The 20,289-nt window shown below is 35.9% G+C and carries 6 protein-coding genes, 1 pseudogene and 1 CRISPR repeat array; of the genes and pseudogenes, 6 read left to right on the top strand and 1 reads right to left on the bottom strand.

Annotation, left to right across the window (positions count from 1 at the left end; translation table 11 throughout):
• Positions 1-981: a type I-B CRISPR-associated endonuclease Cas1b gene (gene cas1b, locus OTK01_RS12625; protein WP_029228474.1), complete on the top strand. Its 981-nt coding sequence runs from the start codon at positions 1-3 to the stop codon at positions 979-981.
• Positions 982-1,073: 92 nt separating this feature from the next.
• A complete protein-coding gene (gene cas2, locus OTK01_RS12620; protein WP_013433567.1) occupies positions 1,074-1,337 on the top strand; it encodes a CRISPR-associated endonuclease Cas2 in 264 nt (87 codons plus the stop codon).
• Between the two features lie 237 nt (positions 1,338-1,574).
• Positions 1,575-12,391: a CRISPR direct-repeat array (repeat unit 29 nt; unit sequence GTTTTATCTGAACTATGAGGGATGTAAAC).
• A 50-nt stretch (positions 12,392-12,441) separates the two neighbouring features.
• Here cas2 and OTK01_RS12615 read toward each other — a convergent pair.
• A pseudogene (locus OTK01_RS12615) lies at positions 12,442-14,162 on the bottom strand (ISL3 family transposase).
• Between the two features lie 403 nt (positions 14,163-14,565).
• Here OTK01_RS12615 and OTK01_RS12610 point away from each other — a divergent pair.
• The 4 genes from OTK01_RS12610 (at position 14,566) to OTK01_RS12595 (ending at position 20,225) form a co-directional block, all read left to right on the top strand.
• Complete coding sequence (locus OTK01_RS12610; protein ID WP_029227872.1) at positions 14,566-14,844, top strand: hypothetical protein; 279 nt, start codon at positions 14,566-14,568, stop codon at positions 14,842-14,844.
• Between the two features lie 181 nt (positions 14,845-15,025).
• A complete protein-coding gene (locus OTK01_RS12605; protein ID WP_029227871.1) occupies positions 15,026-17,047 on the top strand; it encodes an SPFH domain-containing protein in 2,022 nt (673 codons plus the stop codon).
• A gap of 218 nt (positions 17,048-17,265) precedes the next feature.
• Positions 17,266-19,344 (top strand): alpha-amylase family glycosyl hydrolase, encoded by a 2,079-nt coding sequence (locus OTK01_RS12600; protein WP_029227870.1) that lies wholly within the window; start codon positions 17,266-17,268, stop codon positions 19,342-19,344.
• 83 nt (positions 19,345-19,427) lie between these two features.
• Entirely contained in the window at positions 19,428-20,225 is a 798-nt protein-coding gene (locus OTK01_RS12595; protein WP_029227869.1) for a polysaccharide deacetylase family protein, read from the top strand.
• The last annotated feature ends 64 nt before the right edge of the window (positions 20,226-20,289 follow it).

Raw genomic sequence — 20,289 nt, 5'->3', positions numbered from 1 at the left:
ATGCAAAAGAGCTTGTATCTTACTTCTAACGGAAGGCTCCGAAGGCACGAAAACACCTTATACTTTGAGACCGAAGTGGAAAAAAGGTCTATTGACATTGAGAATGTTGAGCAGATTCACATCTTTGGAGAGGTAGACTTAAACACCAAAGCTCTAAATTATATCTCTCAATACGGCATTGTTCTTCATTTTTACAACTACTACGGCTTTTATGCTGGGAGTTTCTTGCCACGCAAGAAAAATGTATCTGGAGACGTTGTTGTAAGACAAGCTCTGCATTATCTTGATAGAGAAAAGAGATTATTTTTAGCGTATTGTTTTGTTGAGTCGGCAGTATACCACATGATGCGAAATTTGAGAGAAAGAAAAGAAGCTGAGGCTTTTTTGATTGCAATTGAAGATGAGTGGGGAAAAGGCAGGTTCAATATATCAAACATTGCAGAGCTGATGGGGCTTGAGGGAAGAATTCGCAATATATATTATCAGTCGTTTAATCAGTTCTTGCCAGAAGATTTTGCAATGGAAAAAAGAGAAAAAAGACCACCCACAAATCCTATCAATGCCTTGATTTCATTCGGAAATAGCCTAATTTATAGTCACACTTTGTCTCAAATTTATCAAACGCAACTTGACCCAACAATAAGTTTTTTGCATGAACCAAGTGAAAAAAGATTTTCACTGAGCCTTGACATCTCTGAGATTTTCAAACCGTTGATTGTTGACACAGTAATATTCAAACTTCTCAACAACCGCCAAATTAGTCTTGAACATTTCGATGAAGATTTGAACTATTGTTATCTGAACCAAGAGGGAAAGAAGATATTTATAAAAGAGTTCCAAAGCAAGCTTGAGACTACAGTTCGTCACAGACAGCTAAATAGAAATGTTTCCTATAAGGGATTTATAAGACTTGAGTGCTATAAGCTAATAAAACATTTTATAGGCGATCAGGTTTACTCACCACTCAAAGCATGGTGGTAAGTTGGCTTGAATGTGCTATAAGGCACTTAAATCTTTTCAAGTCCAGCAATTAGTCTTTGATGACAAATTTTTGCTCGGAGGAGTGATAGAACATCTTTGTCATAGTAACATACGACATCAATGAAAAGAGAGTCAACAAGGTAAGAAAGATTTTGAAAAAATACTTCACATGGGTTCAAAACTCAGTTTTTGAAGGAGAGATTACACTTGGAAAGCTTGAAAAGTGCAAACGAGAACTTTTATCGGTAATAGAAAAAGATGAAGATTCGGTCTATTTTTATGAGATGGAATATAAACTTGTGTGCAATAAAAAGGTTTTGGGACAAGAAAAGAACTATGATTCTATTATAATTTGAAGATTTTGAAATAAAGTTAGAGATGAACCTGTATTTCCGAACAAAACCATTCTGCAGCGAGGCCTATAACTAATTTAAAGTTTCTGCCTTCTCTTCCTACAAGGCTTTAAAAGGTATTTACCAACTCCTTACAAAACCCAACCACCCCCTCGCTGCAATTTATTTTTGTTGAGAAGATTTTGCTAATGGGTTATAATAAAGATATAGCATAGAAAAGAGGATATTTTTTATTAATGGGTTTTATCTGAACTATGAGGGATGTAAACTATGTCGTTCCAAACGCTCTTCCAATCGCCCTTGGTTTTATCTGAACTATGAGGGATGTAAACATTCGCTAAAACCTTGAAATATCAAACTTTTCAATATAGGTTTTATCTGAACTATGAGGGATGTAAACATATATAGTATATACGTAATTACGTAATAAATCAATACAGTTTTATCTGAACTATGAGGGATGTAAACATACCAATTTGTTCTATGCTTGTTAACACCATTACCACGTTTTATCTGAACTATGAGGGATGTAAACTGAACTTGTCAGCACAAAATATCTTTCTCGCTCAAGTTTTATCTGAACTATGAGGGATGTAAACTGCTACGTTCTCGTCTATTTTGCCTAACAAGTGCCGTTTTATCTGAACTATGAGGGATGTAAACAAATCAACATAGTAAAATTTCTTTCCTTCAACTTCTTGGTTTTATCTGAACTATGAGGGATGTAAACTGCTTTCTTCATCGAAGGTATCATGATTGTTGCGTAGTTTTATCTGAACTATGAGGGATGTAAACATATAAACAGAGCTCTCTCCTAACTTGACATTAAAATGTTTTATCTGAACTATGAGGGATGTAAACTTGATGGTGTACTGGCAAAAGTATGGATAGAAGAAAAGTTTTATCTGAACTATGAGGGATGTAAACATAGGCATTTGAGGAAAACGTGAGTATAGCCAATTAATGTTTTATCTGAACTATGAGGGATGTAAACTTGTTTGAACACAAGTTAAGAGGTTTACCGCCTGATTTGTTTTATCTGAACTATGAGGGATGTAAACGTGTATTTGAGGAGAAGGGTTCTAATATAGTATTTGTTGGTTTTATCTGAACTATGAGGGATGTAAACTTAAATCATTAATAGAAGATTTAGAATAACACAACCTGTTTTATCTGAACTATGAGGGATGTAAACAATAATTTTACGTCTCAGGTTAAATCTTTGTTAGGATAGTTTTATCTGAACTATGAGGGATGTAAACTTGTTACAAAAGAAAAATCAAAAACAAGAAAATAAAGGTTTTATCTGAACTATGAGGGATGTAAACGCAAGCAATTTTCAATCAAGAAAGGCAAAGATTTAAGGTTTTATCTGAACTATGAGGGATGTAAACAATCGTCAAAAATACGTTCTTTATTGCATTCCATGTTGTGTTTTATCTGAACTATGAGGGATGTAAACATGTAGACAAAGTGGACGGGTATGATGCAAGCGACTTTGCGTTTTATCTGAACTATGAGGGATGTAAACTGGAATAGGTTTAGGGAAGTACAAAATAGGTGCTTATATGTTTTATCTGAACTATGAGGGATGTAAACGTTTTGAATTATCGCAAGGGAAATGTTTCTTGTATGGTTTTATCTGAACTATGAGGGATGTAAACGACGGATTATGGACCTTGGAAATGGAGTTCGAATCCGGTTTTATCTGAACTATGAGGGATGTAAACTCACTTTTTAATAAAGTATTTCAACAGGTTAAAAACCTGTTTTATCTGAACTATGAGGGATGTAAACATTTGTGCGGACATTTCACCGTAAAAGTCAACAGTGAGTTTTATCTGAACTATGAGGGATGTAAACAATTGAAGCTGCAGCGAGAAGCATAGACCAAAACAACGGTTTTATCTGAACTATGAGGGATGTAAACACTGTAGTGAGCATAATTTCAAAGTTAGCTGACCCTAGTTTTATCTGAACTATGAGGGATGTAAACAAAGAATATGCTTGGGATTTTTCAACTAACGACTTTAAGTTTTATCTGAACTATGAGGGATGTAAACTTTTTCCAGCTACAAGAAGGGTATTTCGTCGATGTATAGTTTTATCTGAACTATGAGGGATGTAAACACAACTATTCTTAGATTATCCCGCAACGCTGATAACTGGTTTTATCTGAACTATGAGGGATGTAAACGTAATAAAATGGAAAAAGATAAAGTAAAAATTTTCTCAGTTTTATCTGAACTATGAGGGATGTAAACCAAGATGGAGAAGTGTATTTGATTTATATCGACGGGTTTTATCTGAACTATGAGGGATGTAAACACAGTTACCTCGGTCAAGCTTCTTCTTCTAATCCTGTCAGTTTTATCTGAACTATGAGGGATGTAAACATTTACAATCAGGACGATATCCCTGTAATTCCTGCTGGTTTTATCTGAACTATGAGGGATGTAAACCTAAAAAGCAATAGCAAATCACAAGAGCAAATACTTGAGTTTTATCTGAACTATGAGGGATGTAAACGAAATGGGTCGTGCGGTTGTAAGTATCGCAAATTGCCGGTTTTATCTGAACTATGAGGGATGTAAACAGCCTTTTGCAAAGTTTGCAGCTCTCGACGGTGCTTGTTTTATCTGAACTATGAGGGATGTAAACAGCGAGAAAAAAGCTGCATTTTTCAAGTTTATGCGTGGGTTTTATCTGAACTATGAGGGATGTAAACTCCAAAATAGATTTTGCCACATTGTCAATATCCATGGTTTTATCTGAACTATGAGGGATGTAAACATATGCTACCTTTAGAGCAATACACAACAAAGAAGCGTTTTATCTGAACTATGAGGGATGTAAACCAATAAGAATCTTGCAAGTACCAGCTGCATAATAAGGTGGTTTTATCTGAACTATGAGGGATGTAAACATATTCTATTAGGCGTGGTGTCATATTTGAACCTTCGTTTTATCTGAACTATGAGGGATGTAAACCTTAAAACTTGATAAGTTTTCAGTGCCAATTCCCAAAGTTTTATCTGAACTATGAGGGATGTAAACCCAGAGAAAAACGTATTGGAAGTTGCACCGGCGGAAGATGTTTTATCTGAACTATGAGGGATGTAAACATGAAGTAATTTGGAATTTCAAGCAACTGCTGGTTATCGTTTTATCTGAACTATGAGGGATGTAAACTTTACTTGCAATGTATAAGGTAAGATTGAAACTATATGTTTTATCTGAACTATGAGGGATGTAAACTTAACAGAGCCACCTGTTATTGAATAATTTATATTAGTTTTATCTGAACTATGAGGGATGTAAACAACCCAATCCTTACCACTCTGTCACCGTCTGCTAACTTGTTTTATCTGAACTATGAGGGATGTAAACATCCCTAACAGTCATCTGTCATCTTCCATCATCTAACAGTTTTATCTGAACTATGAGGGATGTAAACTTTTGATGAGAGCTTTTGCTATTTTATCCCTTTTTTCTGTTTTATCTGAACTATGAGGGATGTAAACTTAATAATGTCATTCTCAATTGCAACTGCAATATCTTGTTTTATCTGAACTATGAGGGATGTAAACTTACTTGTTATGATTACCACAGCAGGAACAGTCAGAGAGTTTTATCTGAACTATGAGGGATGTAAACTTTAGAAAGGCGTGTAGTCGAAGACAAAATACCATACGGTTTTATCTGAACTATGAGGGATGTAAACGAAATAAAACAAAAGCCAAGCACGATCCAGCAGTTAGTTTTATCTGAACTATGAGGGATGTAAACTATGGTGTGGAAATTTGTATGCACTTTTCGTCTCTGGGGTTTTATCTGAACTATGAGGGATGTAAACGAGGAGTATTGGGTAGACCCAGAACTGCAGCAATACACGTTTTATCTGAACTATGAGGGATGTAAACGATAGCAAGGACAGAGCTTGCTCTTGCGTATAATCAGTTTTATCTGAACTATGAGGGATGTAAACAAACTAAGTATTATTAATCCCCAATACCAATCCATCGCGTTTTATCTGAACTATGAGGGATGTAAACTTGATACACAATTTCTTGCAGTATCCCAAACTGAATTTGTTTTATCTGAACTATGAGGGATGTAAACATTGAACCTAACCTTGGATTTGCTTTTATCATTCCAGTTTTATCTGAACTATGAGGGATGTAAACGAGGGGATAATTGGGGATATACAGTATTATTTTGAGTTTTATCTGAACTATGAGGGATGTAAACTATGAAGTAGTTATATTGATCAAGGCTATTATCAGGTTTTATCTGAACTATGAGGGATGTAAACTTCTTAATTACATACTTGAATATCTTTTCTCCAGACTTAGTTTTATCTGAACTATGAGGGATGTAAACTTTAGTTTTATAACGAGTGCAATAAATAATGTTGTAAGGTTTTATCTGAACTATGAGGGATGTAAACATTAATTTATCACTTAAACTTTTCGCTGTCTCATAGTCAGTTTTATCTGAACTATGAGGGATGTAAACTTATCGCATGCAACTCGTCTATTATCACACAATGAGGTTTTATCTGAACTATGAGGGATGTAAACATCACCGAGCTACCCGAACATTATATCATTGTTGCGTCGGTTTTATCTGAACTATGAGGGATGTAAACCAAAATAACTGGATTGCGAAAGTACAAAGAAGTTTTCAGTTTTATCTGAACTATGAGGGATGTAAACGATAACAAGTTTGCATAGGTTGCTCCAAATTTCATTGTTTTATCTGAACTATGAGGGATGTAAACCAGTCGGTATTTAATTTGATGATTACATCACTTGTTGTGGTTTTATCTGAACTATGAGGGATGTAAACCTTACTGTTACAATTACATATCCTATGATACCCAAACTGTTTTATCTGAACTATGAGGGATGTAAACTTTTATGTGCTACAGGAACCCACATCCAAAAATCTGCGTTTTATCTGAACTATGAGGGATGTAAACTCAATTTTGAGCCAAACAGGACAAAATATTAAAGATGTTTTATCTGAACTATGAGGGATGTAAACTACTGGTATATAGGAAATTACAGAAAGGTGCGATGGGTTTTATCTGAACTATGAGGGATGTAAACGCAAAAAGCTGAGGTGCTTTTTGTTCAGGTGATAAGCGTTTTATCTGAACTATGAGGGATGTAAACATGTATTGTGTTACTATTAGCTCATCATTTTGGGTAAGGTTTTATCTGAACTATGAGGGATGTAAACACAATACCTGTGCATGTAATTAATTTAGGGTCACATAAGTTTTATCTGAACTATGAGGGATGTAAACAAACTTGGGGAGGGAGGAGATACGAAATGAATAGCAAAGGTTTTATCTGAACTATGAGGGATGTAAACACTATTTCTTTCGCTACCTTAGCAACAGCTTGCGGGAGTTTTATCTGAACTATGAGGGATGTAAACGAGAAATCGAAATTTAAAGGCAAAAAGGTTTATCAAGGTTTTATCTGAACTATGAGGGATGTAAACCAGCTTGCTGAGTAACTGTTGTTAGCCTTCCGCTTGTTTTATCTGAACTATGAGGGATGTAAACATATTTGTATGATTGGAAGGTGGGATTATGAAAATGGGTTTTATCTGAACTATGAGGGATGTAAACTTTGCATCATAAGAAAGCGTAATTGTTACAGTCTTACGTTTTATCTGAACTATGAGGGATGTAAACTCAGATGTTGTTTTTGCTATAGAAGCAATAAGATTGAGTTTTATCTGAACTATGAGGGATGTAAACTTCACGATTAGAGACGACTTACTTTTGGGATTAATTCCGTTTTATCTGAACTATGAGGGATGTAAACCAAGATACTTATTTTCTTCAATTTTTACTGCACCCTTGGTTTTATCTGAACTATGAGGGATGTAAACAAGAACGTTTACGTTTTAGGTGATTTTACAATCAAATGGTTTTATCTGAACTATGAGGGATGTAAACGCAAATGCAAGTGAACAACAAACTCAAAATTTAGCGTTTTATCTGAACTATGAGGGATGTAAACCCTATAAGCAGTGCTATAGCTTCCTCAAGTTCTGCTGTTTTATCTGAACTATGAGGGATGTAAACTCCCTTTAATTTTACAATAAAAAGTACTAAAATAAAAGGTTTTATCTGAACTATGAGGGATGTAAACAATGATGCTAAACTTTACAGCTATCTGGTATCTCACGTTTTATCTGAACTATGAGGGATGTAAACCTTAATCCTCCTATTGGTCCTGGACAATTTATCCCATCGTTTTATCTGAACTATGAGGGATGTAAACGATAGAATTGAGGAATTCAGAAAAGCGGGTTTCAGGGTTTTATCTGAACTATGAGGGATGTAAACTGTTATTCTGTTGAATACAAATATGTATCGCAAATCCTTGTTTTATCTGAACTATGAGGGATGTAAACAGTCGATTACGAATAGAACTATTCAATTCGCTAAAACCGTTTTATCTGAACTATGAGGGATGTAAACTTTAGCTTTGTCTGGCGATTATACGATTTATACGACTTGTTTTATCTGAACTATGAGGGATGTAAACTTTAGCTTTGTCTGGCGATTATACGATTTATACGACTTGTTTTATCTGAACTATGAGGGATGTAAACTTTAGCTTTGTCTGGCGATTATACGATTTATACGACTTGTTTTATCTGAACTATGAGGGATGTAAACTCCTTGTCTGATAATCTTCTATAATCTCAAGCACTGGTTTTATCTGAACTATGAGGGATGTAAACCTGGATAAACTCACGTTCTTTGATTTTTAGCTCTTTTGTTTTATCTGAACTATGAGGGATGTAAACACCCTTTGGGGTTTGAAAAATAATTAAAAAAATGGAGGTTTTATCTGAACTATGAGGGATGTAAACGTCTGCATTCTCTGGGTCTTCGAATTCTCTGTTGAAGTTTTATCTGAACTATGAGGGATGTAAACCGTCGGACTATTTTGGGATTGTACCTGTCATCTGGTAGTTTTATCTGAACTATGAGGGATGTAAACCACTTTGGAGCTCTTCTTCTTTTTCTTGCCCTTCTTTGGTTTTATCTGAACTATGAGGGATGTAAACATATTAGGCATTAAATGATTGCTCGTTGTTTCAGTTAGTTTTATCTGAACTATGAGGGATGTAAACCAGGAACAGCAATTGGACCAGTTATTACTACATCCTTGTTTTATCTGAACTATGAGGGATGTAAACGATAAATCCACCGTTCACTACCCCTGCCCTTATAAGTAAGTTTTATCTGAACTATGAGGGATGTAAACTCGTAAGCTGTAATTCTCACTGTGTCGTTTTCTGTGTTTTATCTGAACTATGAGGGATGTAAACGTTGTGGTAACGACAAATCTGACAATGACAGAATTGAGGTTTTATCTGAACTATGAGGGATGTAAACACGAAATTCGTCGCCTTGGTTTAGAAAGACCACAAGGCGTTTTATCTGAACTATGAGGGATGTAAACGGTGGCGGACAGTAGACCCCTTGGCCCAAACGTTCAGTTTTATCTGAACTATGAGGGATGTAAACGTGAGTGAAGGCTGCGAAAATTGCTATGCAAGACGAAGTTTTATCTGAACTATGAGGGATGTAAACTTCTACAATATCATCAATTCTGTTACTTCCTACTTCTTGTTTTATCTGAACTATGAGGGATGTAAACTTTTGTAAAAAAGAGATATCCTGCTACTATAACTGTGGTTTTATCTGAACTATGAGGGATGTAAACTCTATACCACTTTTTAAACATGTTAACCACCTACTGGGTTTTATCTGAACTATGAGGGATGTAAACTGTGTAAGCTTTTTTAGTTTTGTTTACAATGTATGTTAGTTTTATCTGAACTATGAGGGATGTAAACTGTGTAAGCTTTTTTAGTTTTGTTTACAATGTATGTTAGTTTTATCTGAACTATGAGGGATGTAAACTCTTCTGTTTGTTTCACAACCATACATATTGAACAAGTTTTATCTGAACTATGAGGGATGTAAACGACTTTGTAAGTAAAAAATTCAATAAAATTTTGAGCAGGTTTTATCTGAACTATGAGGGATGTAAACGCAGGAACATATTGCATGGCATTTGGTGCATTAACAAGTTTTATCTGAACTATGAGGGATGTAAACCGTGGAATCGCATAAAGCTTGCCGTCTATTACATCAGCAGTTTTATCTGAACTATGAGGGATGTAAACTACTTCAACATGTACTTTGAAGACTACCTTGTGAATGTTTTATCTGAACTATGAGGGATGTAAACTCAACAGTAGCTACCTGACCAGTCAACATCTTAGCCGGTTTTATCTGAACTATGAGGGATGTAAACATTTTACGATTTCGTTTATGAGCTTCTGTCAAGGCTGTTTTATCTGAACTATGAGGGATGTAAACGTTAAAATAGCAGGTGCAATTAATGCGAGAATTAGGTTTTATCTGAACTATGAGGGATGTAAACATTGCACCACCAGAGAATAGCATATAGAAAATTTCAAGGTTTTATCTGAACTATGAGGGATGTAAACTATGAGTTGAGTTTGTTTATAGACGCATACACGGAGTTTTATCTGAACTATGAGGGATGTAAACAGCTGTTCTAATATGTCATCAATAGCTCGAATTGCTAGTTTTATCTGAACTATGAGGGATGTAAACGCTAAACTGGGTTCTATCTCAGTTTGACGACACTGTTTGTTTTATCTGAACTATGAGGGATGTAAACTGAAGCGCCTGGTGGCCAGGAACGATTTGCTTTTCGAGTTTTATCTGAACTATGAGGGATGTAAACCGCCCAGCAGTATTCGGAGCAGATTCATGCGGCGTTAATTGCGTTTTATCTGAACTATGAGGGATGTAAACCAATCTGCGACGATACCAACAATACTCCTGAGACCAGTTTTATCTGAACTATGAGGGATGTAAACATGGAAATTTCTTGACAAAACAATCTTTGGAACAAGGTTTTATCTGAACTATGAGGGATGTAAACCGTTTCTGTTTTTTTCTTTACATCTATAATTATACCCGTTTTATCTGAACTATGAGGGATGTAAACACTGTTAAAAAATTGGACAAGATAAAAGAACCTATCCGTTTTATCTGAACTATGAGGGATGTAAACATGGAAATTTCTTGACAAAACAATCTTTGGAACAAGGTTTTATCTGAACTATGAGGGATGTAAACGAGGGAGATATTTACAGATTAATTGTCAAAGCAGCTGTTTTATCTGAACTATGAGGGATGTAAACGAAATTGAAGCTATATTGAAACTTTTAGAAAACAAAGTTTTATCTGAACTATGAGGGATGTAAACAACTGTGCAAAGCTTGTTTTTAAAATCTATGTCATCCGTTTTATCTGAACTATGAGGGATGTAAACGTTGTATTTGGAACGTTGTTGCTTATGAAAATCTCAAAGTTTTATCTGAACTATGAGGGATGTAAACCCTTATGTTCCTGATACACGGAAAATGAAAAAAGCTGTTTTATCTGAACTATGAGGGATGTAAACAAAAAGAATTGTTTCAGAAACTAAAAGAAAATGGTTTTGTTTTATCTGAACTATGAGGGATGTAAACTTATGAAGGTTACGCTTGAAGAATGTCGCAAGATAATGTTTTATCTGAACTATGAGGGATGTAAACGACTTTTATTTTTTATACCTGCGTCTTTTTTGAGGGTTTTATCTGAACTATGAGGGATGTAAACTTCCTTCTAACACACTTTCAAGAATAACCGACTCTGGGTTTTATCTGAACTATGAGGGATGTAAACAAGAGTAGTTACATGTTCCTCGGGCACTGGCTGTGGTGTTTTATCTGAACTATGAGGGATGTAAACGCTACTTCCCATATTAAGCCTGTTTGCTTATTCTTAAGTTTTATCTGAACTATGAGGGATGTAAACCATTTTGAACTTTTTCTTGAAAAGACAATTTGTAGGTTTTATCTGAACTATGAGGGATGTAAACTTATCATCGTAAAGATTAATTGTAACTTGTACATAAGTTTTATCTGAACTATGAGGGATGTAAACAAAAATTTGTGCAATTTTACGATATTGACTTTTGTATTAGTTTTATCTGAACTATGAGGGATGTAAACTGCAGGCTATCGGTCATTGCCCTGGCGACAATTTCTATGTTTTATCTGAACTATGAGGGATGTAAACGAAAGTATTTCTATATTACCATGTCCTCGATATCCGCAGTTTTATCTGAACTATGAGGGATGTAAACTCTTTTATCTTGTTGTCAACAAAAAACTTCTGTAACGTTTTATCTGAACTATGAGGGATGTAAACGCAGTTGCACTTATAATTGCGTATACGATTTTTACACGTTTTATCTGAACTATGAGGGATGTAAACCTTGCAGCAGCTGTAAACATGCAAACAAACGAATTGTGTTTTATCTGAACTATGAGGGATGTAAACCTTTTCGATTTTTGAATATTTAGTTTCATACTCGAGTTTTATCTGAACTATGAGGGATGTAAACGCTGAGTTAGTCAAACCAGATGATTGGAACCAGCCCGTTTTATCTGAACTATGAGGGATGTAAACATATTTGTATGATTGGAAGGTGGGATTATGAAAATGGGTTTTATCTGAACTATGAGGGATGTAAACTCATCAAAAATCCACGGGTCTCGTGGATTGTTTATCTGTTTTATCTGAACTATGAGGGATGTAAACTGTTTATATAACTGAATAGGTTTTAAATCATACTCTGTTTTATCTGAACTATGAGGGATGTAAACGCGAAAATTACACCCTTGTGACAAATCATGCCTTCCTGGTTTTATCTGAACTATGAGGGATGTAAACGTTTTTAGCTTCGTCACAATGCCACTGAAAGTCCACTGGTTTTATCTGAACTATGAGGGATGTAAACTTGTCCAAATATTTACTCTTATATCTCCATACTTGGTTTTATCTGAACTATGAGGGATGTAAACTGCAAGATACTTTGCCATCATAAACCACCACCTAAAGTTTTATCTGAACTATGAGGGATGTAAACCGTTGCAGTATCGACTGTTATTGTCAATACTTTTTCGGTTCTTTCCTAACTTAGTTGAAATTAAATAATAAAACCTTACTTCTTAACATTTCAAAACTACAGCGACCATACATAATTCTCTTAATAACTTTTATCTTATTTATAATCCCCTCTGCTAAGCCGTTACTGTATTCATACATAATACAATTTCTTACAGCTTCATAATCTCTCTTTACCCCTGACACAAAACTATTCAACTCGGGAATATCTAACTCTTCACTCTCTTTAAGCCACTGCTCTACCTTAAACACTTCTTTTTTCAATAGGATTTCTTTAAACTGCTTGACTAATCGGTAGATTATCTTTAATTGGGGATAAATCTCCATTACTTTTTCCAATTCCTCACCTGTTATGGCTTTTTCTTCTTCTATCCCTCTATAAAGCAAACTTATCAGACTCTTTCTCTCGACTATCTTAATTGTCTCACTTCTATCTTCTAAAAATATCATTTCTTTATTCGTATTAGCAATAAAGTATCTTACTAACGAATATGAACCATCGTATCCCATTTGCTTTATCTTTTCAAATATTCTTGCGCCACTATATCCCTTTGAAAAAAGTTCTAAAATGCATTCTTTATAATTGTCTAACTTACTTTTAAATTTTCTTCCTTTCGATGCATGATTAAATCTACCATCTGATTCAAGATATTTTTTTACTGTTTTTCGATCTAAACCTAATTCTCTCGATATCCCAGTAATGCTATATCCTTTCCTTCTAAGCAATTTGGCCTGTTCAATTAATTCTTCCTTTCGTTTACAAATATTTTCCTGCTTCGATTTCCCAATCGGCTCCTTGTCATATTTTTCTTTTTCGCTCTCATTTATTTTTGAATACTTTATAACAGTTTTATTCCCAAGTCCTAAAACTCTACATACTTCATTTATTGTACAACCATTCGAAATCATCTCTTTCACAGCAAGTATTAATTCCCATTTTGTCTTATAATGGTATTTCATCTTTGTCTCAGTTGAATATTTTGTTTCTGCTTCCCTTACTGTTGGCATTTCTATTTTTATCTTATTTTTAATCTCTCTTTTTATATATTCTCTGCAATAATCGGTTAAATTTTTTAATAAATGAAATCTATCACTTATTTGAATTGCTTCACAATGTGAATCTTTTATTGCTTTAGAATAAGTTACAGAACCATCTCTACATACAACCTCTATATTTGGATATTCTTCCAACCATTGTTTTACATCGTCGTAGTCTCTGGAATTTAAAATATCAATAACCTTCCTGCTTTCAATATCTATCATTACTGTTGCATATTTCTCCCTGCGCTTTAGGGCAAAATCGTCAATACAGACTCTTTTAACTGTATCTCTATCAATTAGAATTGCTTTTTTTTTATCATTTCACAAATTGTGCTCTTACTTATGTTTGCAATGTTTCTCCTTAATATCTTTGACGCAGCTACAGAACTTATATTCATTGAAATGTTTAATATTTCATCTTCAAGTCTTTTAGTTCTTTTTGCGTTATCAGAGATAAATTGAAATCTTTCAGCAAATGTTTTTTTACTGCACACAGGATTTTTACAAAAGAATTTTCTATTCTTGAGAACTATAACAACTTTTTTATCTTGTATTGGAAGATCTTGAAAACTTCTCGAATAGTAAGAATGTATTTTATTAGAACTTTGATTGCAATAAGGACACGTAGCTTGTGAATTTTTAGATTTAACATAGATGTAAATTGTATCATCAATTATTTCGTATTTCTCCATGACAAGATTATTATCTAACAGGTTTATAATTGACTCCATTGTATTGATTTCTCCTTTGATCTAATAGTCCTTTCATTATAGCCGAAAAATAAAATTTATTCAACTGACTTCGGAAAGAACCGATTTTATTTTATCATTAACAATTGCAAGTATCTTATGAGCAATCGGCTTCAAATGGTTTTATCTGAACTATGAGGGATGTAAACAAATCTCTGCTTATTTTTTTTATAATTGCTCCTTTTGTTTTATCTGAACTATGAGGGATGTAAACGCGTAGCCTACCCGTTGGGGATTGAAAAAATAAAAAAGTTTTATCTGAACTGTGAGGGATGTAAACTTTTGAACCCGAGAAAGTTATCCCAGTAGTCAAGTCCGTTTTATCTGAACTATGAGAATTCCCTGGATGCTTTTGAACGTCTCAGACCCGTCAAGCCGCACCGTATTAGATGACAAAAGGACTTTCAAACAACTTTCAAGGGATATGCTCAGAACAACAAAAACAGATGGGTTTGTATTTTACTGTGCGCTTTTTGAAGACCGAAAGCTTGGTGATGTTCTGCCAGGAAACAGCAGCTTTGAAGTTAAAAAATACACCTGGCAGACTTGGGAGAATGTTGAGTATCTCGAAAGACTAAAAGAGAGTTATAAATACATTCAAGAATTTTTCGCAACAATTGAATAGATTGATGCGTTTATAATATTGTAAAAATAAAATGTCAAATTGATACTGTTGTATCAGTAATAGTATTGTGATATCATAGTAAGAAACAAAAGAATTTACAGCAACATTTAGCACAATCAGGTCGAATTTTGTCGAAATTAAGAGAAAGTTGTCAAAAAAGTGAAAGGAGTGGAGATTTCAAGTGGTCGTATTGATTGAAGTTGCTGGTGTGTTAATTTCCATTTATATTTTACTTAAACTCATAGGTCTTAGAGTTATTCCTAATGACAAAGTAGGAATTGTTGAAAAGTGGTGGTCTTTCAAAGGTTCACTGGATGAGCAGATTATAGCCTTGAAAGGTGAAGCAGGCTTTCAGCCAGAAGTTTTAAGAGGTGGTATTCATTTTAGGACACCGCTTATGTACAAAGTCCATATCGTTCCTCTTGTTACAATTCCACAGGGTCAGATTGGATATGTATTTGCAAGGGATGGAAAGCCTCTTGAACCTACCCAGACCCTTGGCAAAGTGATTCCAGAATGTAATAATTTCCAGGATGTCAGGGCTTTTTTGGAAAACGGTGGGCAGAGAGGGCCGCAGCGAGCTATTCTTCGTGAAGGAACATATGCTTTTAACCTTGCGCAGTTTATAGTCATCACAGAGGACAAGATTTACTATCTTCCAATGGGCAACAAAGAAGAAAAAGAGATGATAGAGAAGATGGTCCAGACTTTAAAATCCCGAAATGCTTTCAGGCCGATTGTAATCACAGAGGACAAAGTTGGAATTGTGACTGTGCACGACGGACCATCACTTCCAAGCGGTGACATTATTGCACCAACTGTTGGAGATGACCCGTCTGACCCTGAGACTTACCACAACAACTTCCAGGACCCTGAAAAGTTTTTAAAAGCAGGTGGATTTCGTGGAAGACAGCTTCAGGTGCTTGTTGAAGGAACATACTTTATAAACCGCCTCTTTGCAACAGTTGAGCTGATTGACAAGACAGTCATTGAAGTTGGTTATGTTGGAGTTGTTGTATCATATGTTGGGCCAAAGGGGCAGGACACGTCAGGTGAAGACTACAAACATGGTGAGCTTGTTGAAAAGGGATACAGAGGTGTATGGAGAGAACCTTTAATGCCTGGGAAGTATGCATTCAACACATATGCAGGAAAGATTGTCAAAGTGCCAACAACAAATATCATACTAAAATGGATAAGCAACCAGACAGGCACGCACCGCTATGACGAAAACCTCAAAGAAGTAAGCCTTATCACAAAAGATGCGTTTGAACCGTCGCTGCCATTGGCGGTTGTTCTTCACATAGACTACAGGAAAGCTCCGCTTGTTGTCCAAAGATTTGGAGATTTGAAAATGCTTGTTGAGCAGACTCTTGACCCGATGGTATCTGCATACTTTAAAAATATAGGGCAGAAAAAGACACTCATTGAGCTTATCCAGCAAAGAGATGAGATTCAGAAGATGGCGTCTGAGGAGATGAAAGAGAGGTTTGCTCATTACAACTTGGAACTTGAAGAGGTTTTGATTGGAACTCCAATGTCATCTCCAAACGACAACAAGATAGACGCAATCTTAGAGCAGCTTCGAGATAGGCAAATTGCCCTTGAACAGATAGAGACATACTCACGCCAGCAAAAAGCAGCAGAAAAGGAAAGAGAGCTCAGAGAGGCTGAGGCAAGGGCTGCCCAGCAAAAACTTCTAACAGAGTCTGAGATAAACATCCAGATTCAGACAAACCAAGGAAAGGCAGAATATCAGAGGTCGCTTCAAGAAGCTCAGAAGATAAAAGCTTTGGCAGAGGCAGAAGCAGAAAAAGAAGCACGAATTGGTATTGGCCGGGCAATTGCGATAGAAGAGCAGGTAAAGGCATACGGCGGACCTCAATATCAAGTTCTGCAGGATGTCATGGGCAAGTTTACTCAGGCTTTAGAGAAAACGGGCATCGACATTGTTCCTGAAACTGTGGTTGCGATGGGCGAAAAGGCTTCTTCTGCATCTTTCAATGCATTTGAAATGCTCTTGACTTTGCTTTTGACAAAAGAACTTGGTGTTGAGTTCAAGGCAAAAGAGACAGAGGATGAGAATGTCAGAAGGATAAAGCAGGAGATACTAAACTCAATCCTTCTTGCAAAGGAAAGTGAAAAAGAAGAGAAAACTGAACAGGTTTCTCAGGATTCACAACAGCAAAGTGCTGTATCTTAAGCTGTAAGATTTTAAATACCCTGTACCTGAAAGTGCGGCTCTGGGAAAGAGGATTTTACAAGATGCACCAGAGCCGCTTTACTTTTCAGAAAAAACCACTACAAATTTTGAATTTTGTATGCTAAAATAATTTCATATAGATTGCAAACGTTTGCTTAAAATAAGTTGAGGGTATAAATTTATCAGAAGCAAAATGAAAAAGGGGAGAAATAAGAAAAATGTCAGCTTTAAAAAAGCTTGTTGAGATTCTGAATAATAAAGCAAAAGAATGGGATGAGAAAAACGATTTCAGAATACCAAAACTGTGGGACAGTTTCGGCTATGATGGGCTTGAGAAAAAAGAAAATAGCGATGGCACAATCTCAGTAAACCCTTATAAGTTTGTAGCAAGGGCGGCAGAAAAAGCAGTTTTGCCTTACCAAAAGGAAGAAATTGACTACCTTCAGCCGCTTTCAAAGATACTCTCTCAAGACAGAAGCGTATTTAAAAAACCATATAGTAGCTGGATTGAAAAGAGCAACGTATATGGTATGCAAATAAGAACATTTTCTGCTTGGGACCACGACGGCGACAAAAAACTTGAACTTGAAAATAGCTTTGGGCTAAAAGACACAGGGACGTTTATAAAAACAATTGCGCTTTTGCCTCTTATAAAAAAGATGGGTTTTGATGCTATCTACACTCTTCCGATTACTAAAAACAGCACAAGGTATAAAAAAGGTGAGATGGGATCGCCTTATGCAGTGAAAAACTTTTTTGAGCTTGACCCAGTACTATATGACCCTATGGCAGATGATCTATCAATAGATGAACAGTTCAAAGCGCTGATTGAGGCATGCCATATTCTTGGTATAAGGTTTATAATTGACATCATTCCAAGGACATCTGCAAGAGACTCTGATTTTATATTGGAACATCCTGACTGGTTTTACTGGATTAAAATAGAGGATTTGAGAGACTACGGTCCGCCAAAGCTGACTTTGATAAAAGAGTTTACAAAAGCAAATGAAGATAACATTGAGCTTATATACAAAGACCCGGCTGTGCAAAAGCACATTAAAAAGTTTGTGCCATCACCTGATAGGTTTGCCCCACAAATGTGGCAGAGTATAAAAGAAAGGTGCGAAAAAGACAAAAACCTTGACTTTTTTGAACTGATTGAAAAAGAGATTGGGCTTACAACGGCACCAGCTTTTTCAGACTGTCTTAATGACCCGCAGCCGCCATGGACAGATGTGACGTACTTAAGGCTGTATCTTGACCACCCTGTTCAGTCCGCAAAGTATGTAGAAGAAGACCAGCCGCCATATATCTTGTTTGACATTATAAGAGGAAATATATATAAAGGCAAAAAGCCAAACAAAGAGCTTTGGGAAAAAATTGCAAACATCATTGTACACTACCAGAAGAACTTTGGCATAGACGGTGCAAGAATTGACATGGGTCATGCTCTTCCAAAAGAACTGGAAGATATGATAATTTCAAATGCTAGAAATGTAGATCCACAGTTTTGCTTTATTGCAGAAGAACTTTCAATGGATGCGCACAAAAAAGCAAAAGAGTCAGGGTATGACATGATAATTGGCGATCTTTGGGCAAGAGAGCCTCGATACTATCAAGGGACACTAAAAAAGGTTTTGGATATACTTTTGCAGCTTGAAGTCCCTATTTTTGCGGCATGTGAAATCCCAGACAGTCCGCGCGCAACTTCAAGGCTTGGAAAAAAAGAGTTTTCACGGTTTGCAACCGCTTTGAACTTCTTTTTGCCAAACAGCGTGCCTTTTGTCACGTGCGGGCAGGAAGTCTATGAAGTTCAGCCAATGAACTTGGGTCTTGACCCACAACCAGAAAGTAAGTACATGCTTCCAAAATCAGACCCTCTTTATGGCAAGCTTGCGTTTTTTGACAAATACGCTCTTCACTGGACAAACGAAGGTGCAGATGAGATGATAGCTTTAATTGAAGAAGTAGCCAGAATAAGAAAAGAATATTTGGACTTTATAAGCAAAGAAAACTTTTTCAAGATTCCTCACAACAGTAAATTTGTTTTGGCATTTGGATACAGACTTTTTAATGAACATGGGAAGCAGTATCTAATTGTAGTTGCAAATGCCGATATTCTGCGAAAAAGGAAAGTCAGTTTGAATTTGATGAAAGCAGGTTTATTTGATGTGGGGAAGGGCAGACAAATTGACTGTATCTATTCTCTAAAAGGAAATAAAGAGTATATGTACGATTTTCCGCAGCTTACAATTGAGATGGAGACTCTTGATATAAAAATTTTGAAGGTTAAATAAAAAATTGGCACTTTCCTTGCACAAGCGCAGAGGTAAAATAGAAAGTATAAACTTAAAGTGCAAGGAGATGAATTTTGCAAAAGATGAAAAAGATTTATTATTGCTTTCCTGGTGGCAGGTTCAAAGCGCTGACTTTGAGTTATGACGATGGCAAAAAGCAGGATAGAAAACTTGTTGAGATTTTCAACAAGTTCGGTATCAAAGCCACATTCAATTTGAACGCTGGGCTTTTGGGACAGGATGATAGAATCTCTTTAAAAGAGGTTGCTGAGCTTTACCAAGGTCATGAGGTTGCAGCGCACACATATTCACATCCGACCATTGCAAGATGTCCTCATGACCAGATAGTTCAGCAGATAATAGAAGACAGAAAGATTTTAGAAGACCTTGTTGGATATCCAGTAAGGGGCTTGGCTTATCCAAATGGCTCTTATACACCTGAGATAAAAAAGCTTTTGCCATACTGCGGTATTGACTATGCGCGAATTGTTGGAAATAGCAGCGACTTTTCTCTTCCTACCGACTTTTACGAGTGGAAGGCAACCTGTCACCATAACTACAATCTTTTAAAGCTTGCAGAGCAGTTTTTGAGCTTTTACAAGAAGCAATATCTGTATCTTATGTACGTTTGGGGACATAGCTATGAGTTTGACAACGACAACAACTGGGATTTAATTGAAGAGTTTTGTAGAATGGTTGGCAATCAACCGGATATCTGGTATGCAACAAACATTGAGATAGTAGATTACATAAAAGCCTTGCAAAATCTTAAGTTTTCGGCAAACGGCGAGTTTGTATACAACCCATCTTCAATTGACGTCTGGATTTCTGTAGATGATAAGATTGTTAAGGTTGAAGGTGGGAAGATAACAAGGTTTTAACAAAAAGGAAGCATACTCAAGTAGATGACTATTTTGGGAGGAAATATTATTGACAAGAGAGGGG

This window comes from Caldicellulosiruptor acetigenus (assembly GCF_026914305.1).
Taxonomy (GTDB): domain Bacteria; phylum Bacillota; class Thermoanaerobacteria; order Caldicellulosiruptorales; family Caldicellulosiruptoraceae; genus Caldicellulosiruptor; species Caldicellulosiruptor acetigenus.
Note: the sequence above shows the minus strand (reverse complement) of the source record. Positions and strands in the feature narration are given on the sequence as shown.

Coding starts and splice junctions, on each gene's coding strand:
- OTK01_RS12610 (WP_029227872.1), top strand. CDS start 14,566: ATGCTTTTGAACGTCTCAGACCCGTCAAGCCGCACCGTATTAGATGAC.
- cas1b (WP_029228474.1), top strand. CDS start 1: ATGCAAAAGAGCTTGTATCTTACTTCTAACGGAAGGCTCCGAAGGCAC.
- OTK01_RS12600 (WP_029227870.1), top strand. CDS start 17,266: ATGTCAGCTTTAAAAAAGCTTGTTGAGATTCTGAATAATAAAGCAAAA.
- OTK01_RS12595 (WP_029227869.1), top strand. CDS start 19,428: ATGAAAAAGATTTATTATTGCTTTCCTGGTGGCAGGTTCAAAGCGCTG.